Annotated in this window: 7 protein-coding genes and 1 pseudogene; 2 read left to right on the top strand and 6 right to left on the bottom strand. The window is 69.6% G+C overall.

The genetic code is table 11. The features are described from left to right. A partial coding sequence (locus ABEA43_RS59375) for an ABC transporter permease (protein ID WP_345576864.1) occupies nt 1-330 on the top strand: 330 nt, incomplete at its 5' end. Between the two features lie 437 nt (nt 331-767). On the opposite strand, the gene ABEA43_RS59370 is transcribed toward ABEA43_RS59375, so the two are convergent. From ABEA43_RS59370 to ABEA43_RS59345, 6 genes and pseudogenes are all read right to left on the bottom strand, one after another. Then, complete coding sequence (locus ABEA43_RS59370) at nt 768-1,724, bottom strand: CocE/NonD family hydrolase C-terminal non-catalytic domain-containing protein (protein ID WP_345576881.1); 957 nt, start codon at nt 1,722-1,724, stop codon at nt 768-770. A gap of 167 nt (nt 1,725-1,891) precedes the next feature. Further along, complete coding sequence (locus ABEA43_RS59365) at nt 1,892-2,368, bottom strand: FAD-dependent monooxygenase (protein ID WP_345576879.1); 477 nt, start codon at nt 2,366-2,368, stop codon at nt 1,892-1,894. Nucleotides 2,369-2,651: 283 nt separating this feature from the next. Further along, nucleotides 2,652-3,074 (bottom strand): annotated as a pseudogene (locus ABEA43_RS59360) (FAD-dependent monooxygenase); the annotation flags it as partial. Between the two features lie 273 nt (nt 3,075-3,347). After that, nucleotides 3,348-4,586, bottom strand: coding sequence for an FAD-dependent oxidoreductase (locus ABEA43_RS59355; protein ID WP_345576862.1), 1,239 nt, complete (start codon nt 4,584-4,586; stop codon nt 3,348-3,350). Further along, nucleotides 4,583-4,954, bottom strand: a complete 372-nt coding sequence (locus tag ABEA43_RS59350; protein ID WP_345576860.1) for a hypothetical protein — start codon at nt 4,952-4,954, stop codon at nt 4,583-4,585. Before ABEA43_RS59350 ends, ABEA43_RS59355 begins: the two co-directional genes overlap by 4 nt. Further along, complete coding sequence (locus tag ABEA43_RS59345) at nt 4,951-5,598, bottom strand: sulfotransferase family protein (protein WP_345576858.1); 648 nt, start codon at nt 5,596-5,598, stop codon at nt 4,951-4,953. Before ABEA43_RS59345 ends, ABEA43_RS59350 begins: the two co-directional genes overlap by 4 nt. Before the next feature lie 89 nt (nt 5,599-5,687). Between ABEA43_RS59345 and ABEA43_RS59340 the strand changes: the two genes are divergently transcribed. Then, on the top strand, nt 5,688-6,461 hold the full coding sequence (locus ABEA43_RS59340) for a TetR/AcrR family transcriptional regulator (protein ID WP_345576856.1): 774 nt from the start codon (nt 5,688-5,690) through the stop codon (nt 6,459-6,461). The last annotated feature ends 126 nt before the right edge of the window (nt 6,462-6,587 follow it).

The raw sequence follows: 6,587 nt of genomic DNA, 5'->3' as shown, positions 1-6,587 counted from the left end.
GGCGTCGCCAACACCATGGTCATCTCGGTCCTGGAACGCCGCTCCGAGATCGGCCTGCGCCGCTCCCTCGGAGCGACCAGAGCAGACATCCGCCTGCAGTTCCTGTCGGAGGCGATCCTGCTGGCCGCGCTCGGCGGCCTCACCGGCGTGGCCCTCGGCGCCCTGGCCACGACCGTCTACACCCACCTCAACAACTGGGCCACCGTGCTACCCCCGCTGGCCTGGGCCGGCGGGCTGGGCGCGGCCGTCGCCATCGGCGCCGTGGCCGGGTTGCTGCCCGCCATCCGCGCGGCCCGCATGCAACCCACCGAGGCACTGCGAACCGTCTGACATGCCCGGCACGACGAGTCAGAGTCCGTCGCGCCGGGGCCTGGCGTATCCCGGACCCCTTGAAGCGCTGAGGAAACAGCCTCTCCGGCTAGAACTTGGAGCCTCACATCAAAATTGCGGCTTTCCCGGAGGAGTACTTCATGGTGGTGCGGCGGAAGCCGGGATTGCCTGGCGGCGCAGCGGTGGGCGGGCCGACCATAGTGCGTCAGGTGGCGGCGAGCCAGGACAGGGCGGGGACGATCAGAGCCTGCACGCCGGTAGTCAGGTCGGTTGTGTCACAGGGGCGTACTGGGGCTCGTGGGCAGCTCTTTGCCGATCGCCTCCGTGAAGGCCTGAAGCTCGGCGCATGACGGTGCCGAACGGGAATGCGTGGCCGTCGGCGAAGCCCCGCACTGTCACGGACCAAAAGGAGGGCCTCGGCGGCGGCATTGGCGTGGTCAGGTCACGATGGGCAGAAATGCGCAAGAGTCGAGCTGTCCGCCGGTGCGGATGGTGTGGATGCCGGCGTTCCGGGTGGGCAGGGCAGCGTGGCCGGGACCCAGCTGTGGCGGTGTTAGCGGTCCTGCGAAGTGGCCCGCGATCTCGAGGACGAGCGTCTGTCCAGGGTGGATGAGCATTCCGGTCGGCCACAGGCCCAGCTCGATTTGGATGGGTGTGCCCGGTTCGACGGGTTCCTCTCGTTCATGGGAGACGTACGGCTCAAGAGTCGTCGACATATCCGTGTCCAGGGCACGATGCGAGGCGCGGAGCCGGCCGATCGGGCCGGTGTAGCCGATCGCGGCCGAGAGCCGGCCCTCCTTCTCCAGCGTCGCGGCGAGTTCCACCAGGCCGGGGCACGTGACGTGGTAGAGCAGGCCGCCGTCGGCGTCGAGCTTGTAGAGGGCGGCGAACAGGTCGAGGTCGTTGCCTTCGCTGGTCTCGACCCAGAGTCGGAGGTTGACCGGGCCGAGGAGTTCGCTCTCCTGCTCGGCGGTGTAGCGGAACGTCGCGGCGGCCGCCGGGTCGGTCGAGTCGTAGGAGACGGAGGACTCGGCGGCTGGTTTGTCCCCGGTCAGCCGTCCGGTCGCCGCGTCGAGGTAGAGCGTCGTAGGCGTGATGGGGGTGGGGGGCCAGCTGTCAGCGGTGCGATCGACCTGGTCCTCCCCTCCGGGGTCCAGCACGGCGTAGCGGACCCGCGGAGTGGTCTCCCAGCCGTTGTCATCGTCTTTGAGGTAGTGGTCGAAGAAGCGGCGCAGGTCGTCGATGCTGGCCGGGGCGGCGATGTCGACCCACTCCATGGTGTTGTGGATCCGCAGCCACTTGCGTTCGCCGGCCAGCTGCTGGAACGCCTTTTGGGTGCTGCGGGTGTGGATGGGGTTGGTCCAGCTGGAGACCACGTAGACCGGGATGTCCAAGCCCGACTGTCCGAAGCGGTAGATCTTGGTTTGTGTCGGGGATCTTGAAGACGCTGTTCCCGCCGATAGGTCTCTCCGTGTCACTCCGGCGGCAGCCGGGCCACTGAGCCTCCTGCGGCCTGTGGTCGATGTCGATGGTGGATACGAGCCCGCGCGTGGCCTTCCTCCTATGCGGTCCTGCGGGCGAAGTCGGGGGCGTGCTCGGGACGCGGGCCGTAGGCGATCAGTTTGGAGGGGAACTTCTTGAAGGCGGGCAGGTGTCGTGCCAGGAAGACCAGCGGTCTGGGAGGGCGGGCGCCTTTGCCGGCGAAGGCGGGGACGAACATGGTGCGGTGCAGCATCCGCTGGACGGTTTGGACGATGACGGTGGGCCGCCATCTGCGCTTCTGGATCTTGGCCAGGTCGGCGGTGGTGACGTGGTGGCGTCGCAGCGGCTCGGCGAGGATCGTCGCGGCGGCCACGGCGTCCTGGATGGCGAGGTTGATGCCCATCCCACCGGCCGGGGACATGGCGTGCGCGGCGTCGCCGATGAGCAGCACGCCGTCGGCGTACCAGCGCTTGAGCCGGTTCAGCTTCACATCCAGCAGGTGCAGGTCGTCCATGCCGGCGATGTGGTCCACCCGGTCGGCGTACTGGGGGAGCACATCGGCGATGCGCTCGCGGAAACGTTCGACACCCTGCGCGCAGCCGGGCGTCGGCGCCTTTGACGGTGAAATAGGCGATCTGGTAGTAGTCCTCGCGGGTGAAGCTGAGCGCGATCTGGTCGCCTTTGAACTCGCCGGCGAGCCTGGCCACCTCGTCCTGCTCCCCGGCGTACCTGGGCAGGCGGAACCACCACGTGTCGAAGGGAACCGGATATTCCTTGGGCATGAGGCCGAGTTCCTTGCGGACGGTCGAATCGCGGCCGTCGGCGGCCACGGTGAGCTGCGCGCGAATCTCTCCTACCGCCCCCTCTCGGGTGCGGTAGCGGACGCCTGCGACCGCGCCGCCGTCCTTGATCAGCCCGGTGACGGAGGTGTTCTTCCGCAAGGTGAAGGTCGGCTCGGTGGCCGCCTCGACGGCCAGAAACTCAAGCAGGTCCCACTGCGGGATCATCGCGACGTAATTGTACGGCGCGGGCAGGGACGCGAAGTCGCTCAGCCTGATCCTGCTGCCGTCCGGGAGCGGCGCCTCCAGATCGCCCAACCGGCTCTGCGGCAGCCGACGGAATTTCTCCCCCAGGCCGAGCTCGTCCATGAGCCTGACGGTTGAGGCGTGCACGGTGTCGCCACGGAAGTCGCGCAGGAAGTCGGCGTGCTTCTCCAGCACGGTGACCTCGATTCCCGCCCGGGCCAGCAGCAAGCCGAGCATCATGCCCGCGGGCCCGCCGCCTGCCACCACCACATCCGTCGTCATGAAGGGCTCCATTCGTTCGGTGATATTCGATAGAGAGGTGACTTGCCTGGAGTCATCAGCAGGTGGCGTCGCCGGTCGGCATGGAGTGTCTGCTGATGGCAGGCCGGAAGAGGCGGGGCCGCGCCGGCCAGAGGTCCTACGCCTGGCGATTCCGATGGCTGCCTTCCAGGTGGCGCTTGCGTCGCGGTGCGTCTTCGCCGGAGCGGGCGGGCCGCCGGGACGAACGCCTCAGGTGGTCCTGCGGGCGAAGCCGGGAGCGTGTTCCGGGCGGGGGCCGAAGCCCACGAAGCGGGCGGGGATCATGCGGAGCCGGGGGAAGACGCGGGTGAGGAAGAGCAGGGCCGGGGGTGGCCCGGAACGCTTGCCGGCGAACTGCTTCTCGAACATGACGCGCTGGAGCAGCCGCTGGCCGGTCTGGACGATCACCGTGGGGCGGTACCTGCGCCGTTGCACGGCCGCCAGGTCGGCGGTGGTGACGGCGTGCCGCCGTAGGGGCTCGGCCAGGATGGTGGCGGCGGCCACGGCGTCCTGGATGGCGAGGTTGATGCCCACTCCGCCGGCGGGGGACATGGCGTGCGCGGCGTCGCCGATGAGCAGCAGCCCGTCGAGGTACCAGCGCTTGAGCCGGTTCAGTTTCACGTCGAGCACGTACACCTCGTCCATGCTGGCCAGGTGCCTCACCTCGTCGGCGAAGTCCGGGCGCAGGCGGGCGATGCGCTCGCGGAAGCGTTCGATCCCCTCGGCCCGCAGCCGCGCGTCGGAGCCTTTGGCGGTGAAGTAGGCCACCTGGTAGTAGTCGTCGCGGGCCAGGGAGATCATGGCCTCGGGGCCCCGCGCGACCGGTGTCACGCTCGCGGGCGTGTCCCTGTGGTGGGCCGATCGGGGCAGGCGCAGCCACCACACGTCGAACGGCACCCGGAACTCCTTGGGCACCAGCCCCGCTGCCCGGCGCAGGGTGGAGTGCCTGCCGTCGCAGCCCACCGTCAGTTCGGCGCGGATCTCCCCTTCACGGCCGTCCGAGGTGCGATATCTGACCCCGGTGATCTTCTCGCCGTCCCTGACCAGCGCGGTCGCTTCGGTGTTCATCCGCAGGGTGAAGCCGGGCTCCTGGCCGGCCGCCTCGGCCAGGAAGGAGAGCAGGTCCCATTGGGGCACCATCGCGATGTAGTTGTAGGGCGCGGGCAGCGCTTCGAAATCGCCCAGCGTCACCATGGTGCCGTCGGAAGCGGGCAGCGACAGGTTGCCCAGGCGGCTCTGCGGCAGCGCGCGGAAGCCGTCGCCGAGGCCGAGCTCGTCGATGAGCCGGACGGTGGCGGGATGCACGGTGTCGCCCCGGAAGTCGCGCAGGAAGTCGCCGTGCTTCTCCAGCACGGTGACCTCGATCCCCGCGCGGGCCAGCAGCAGGCCGAGCATCATGCCGGCCGGGCCGCCGCCGCACACCAGGACGCCGGCGCTCTCGATGGTCATGACAGTCCTTTCTGACGTAGTCCGTAGTGGGTGAACAGGGCGATGACCGCCAGCCGCAGTGCCACGTTCGCCCAGATCGAGGCATGGACGCCGCGGGTGAAGGCGTAGGCCTCGACGGCGGCGGTGCAGCCGTGGAACACGATCAGGGTCCAGGCGGCCAGGCGTACCCCGCCCGGTTGCCGCAGAGCCGCGAACGACAGGAACGACACCGCCAGCTCAGCGGCGCCCAGCAGGTAGCACACCAGGTAGGCGTCCGCGGGGATGCGGATGCCGACGGCGCTGGGGACCAGACCGGGCGCGACGATGAGCACCACTCCGGCCGCCGAGGTGACCACGCCGTGGAGGGTGAGCAGGATGCGGAGGTTCACCGCTCCGCCGCCCCGCGCAGGCGGGTCTGGGCGGACTGCCGGTCGTTGAGGCGCGGGTAGGGCTCGGCCGGTACGGGCACGCCGAGGAAGTCGCACAACGGCTCCCAGCCCTGCCCGCTCTCGTAGATCAGGATTCGGCCGGCGGGCAGCGCGCCGGTGACCTCAGCCGTGTGGCGCTGGAACACCTGCACGGCGTGGCGCTCCTCGGGCATCGGCTCGTCCAGCGTCGTGCCGAACGTCTCGCTCCAGATGCGTCCCAGCAGCGGCCGCATGCCGGTGATCACGGGTTGCAGGTCGCCGGGCAGCGCGCTGGGGTTGGTCAGCAGCGCGAAGACGGTGTCGCGGAGGCTGGCGTACCAGGCGTGCGGGTCACGGATGGTGAGGATGACCTTGGCGTCGGGGTAGCACTGCGCGAGGGGACGCCAGAAGTAGGCGCTCGGCCAGTCCACCGCCGCCCGGTAGCCCGCCAGCACGCTGCTCCAGTCGACGGGCCCCTCCAGGCTCTGCCGCCAGCGTTGCGCCTGCTCGGGGTGGGTGCCGATCTCCTGCATGTGGTGGCAGGGGCCGAAGCCGAGCCGCTCCAGCGCCGCCTTCAGCGACGTGGTCCCGGTACGCGGCAGTCCCGCGCCGATCACGCTGATCATCTGCGTCTCCTTAATTCATCACTTAGTGAGCTCATGGTTGAGACGATACACATATGAGGTTCACATAGGAAGCAGTATCATGAGACCTTGTGGACCGGGACCTGGTGGACGCCGCGCTGCTGGCCGCCGAGCAGTACGGCAAAGATGTGGCCGACGTGCCGCTGAGCGCGATCGCGGCCGCCGCGGGCATCTCCCGCAGCACCCTGATCAGACGGCTCGGCGGATCACGGGCCACGCTGGAGGAGGCGGTCCGGCAGGCCGGAATCGACCCCGGCGGGCGACCGCCGGTCCGGGAACGGGCGATCGAGGCCGCGGCCACGCTGATCGCCCGCGACGGGCTCGGCGCCGTCACGATGGAGGCCGTCGCAGCTGCTGCGCGCTGCTCGCCGACCAGCCTGCACTCCGTCTTCGGCAACCGCGACGGCCTGCTCGCCACCATGTTCGACCGGTACGTCCCCGTGCCCGACCTGGAAGCGCTGGCCGCCGATCCCCCCGAGCGGATCGAGGAGACGGTCCACGCCGTCTACGTCGCGCTGGCCGAGGCGTTCGCGCGGGAGCCACGGGTGCTGCCGGCCATCTTCGGCGACCTGCTCACCCGCCCCGACGGCACCGCCGCCCGGATGCTGAAAGCCAACCTGCCGAGAATGTTCGCCAGTCTGGGCATCCTGCTGAGCACGCAGATCCAAGCCGGCCGGCTGCGGCCGCTTCCGCTGCCGTTGCTCATCCAGCTGATGATCGGTCCCATGGCAGGGCACATGCTGTTGCGCCCCGTACTACAGGACGGGCTGGGCGACATCCTGCCCCCGGTCGACGAGGTCGCGCGGGCATTCGCCGAGGCGTTCATCCGCGCCACCGCCCCATGAGCTCGCACCTTGAAGCGCCGCTCCGAAGCCGTTCGAGCTGGCCGGTTGACCGGTTGTGGCATGGCGGTGCAGTTCGGCGGCTGGTCAGGCGCCTTCGAGAGACGTCGCGTCGGGGGAGGTCAGACC

Source organism: Nonomuraea rosea (genome assembly GCF_039539705.1).
In the GTDB taxonomy this organism is placed as follows: domain Bacteria; phylum Actinomycetota; class Actinomycetes; order Streptosporangiales; family Streptosporangiaceae; genus Nonomuraea; species Nonomuraea rosea.
This window is presented reverse-complemented; position numbering and strand designations above follow the sequence as displayed.